The 695-nt window shown below is 74.4% G+C and carries 1 protein-coding gene and 1 pseudogene; both read left to right on the top strand.

From position 1 onward, the window contains the following. Positions 1-160: pseudogene (locus tag GYB81_RS23745) on the top strand (haloacid dehalogenase type II); the annotation flags it as partial. Positions 161-266: 106 nt separating this feature from the next. Further along, positions 267-695 (top strand): Nramp family divalent metal transporter (locus GYB81_RS23750; RefSeq protein ID WP_178106606.1); only part of this gene is annotated, 429 nt, incomplete at its 3' end.

Genomic DNA, 695 nt, shown 5'->3' on the forward strand with positions numbered 1-695 from the left:
CCTCAAGGCCGCGCGCGCCCTCGGCCTGAAGACCGCGTTCATCGCCCGGCCGCTGGAATACGGCCCCGGCCAGTCCCAGGACCTCGCCGCCGAGCAGGACTGGGACCTGATCGCCAGCGACCTGCTGGACCTGCACCGGCAACTGGCGGCCTCGGCCTGACCGACTTCCTCCTTCCTGCCCCCTGAACCGCTCGCCCAACCCGCGCGCCACGGCGCGCCGGGAAAGGCGCGCGCAGCGCCGGCACGCGTCCGGCAGGAGCTTCGGCATGTCCGCGAAGGATACCCCGGCCCCCCAGGCCGCCGAGCCCGGTCGCGCCCAGCCGGTCGAAGTCCCCGGCGGCGGCCACTGGTGGCGCCGCCTGCTGGCCTTCGCCGGCCCCGGCTACCTGGTCGCGGTGGGCTACATGGACCCGGGCAACTGGGCCACCGACGTCGCCGGCGGCGCGCAACTGGGCTACCTGCTGCTCTCGGTAATCCTGCTCTCCAGCCTGATGGCGATGCTGCTGCAGGCGCTGTCCGCGCGCCTGGGCATCGCCAGCGGCCTGGACCTGGCCCAGGCCTGCCGCGAACGCTACCCGCCGAGCACCTGCCGCCTGCTGTGGCTGGCCCGCGAGACGGCGATCATCGCCTGCGACCTGGCCGAGGTGATCGGCACCGCCATCGCCCTGAAGCTGCTGTTCGGCCTGCCGCTGGCC

Origin of the sequence: Pseudomonas yangonensis, from assembly GCF_009932725.1 — a bacterium.
In the GTDB taxonomy this organism is placed as follows: domain Bacteria; phylum Pseudomonadota; class Gammaproteobacteria; order Pseudomonadales; family Pseudomonadaceae; genus Aquipseudomonas; species Aquipseudomonas yangonensis.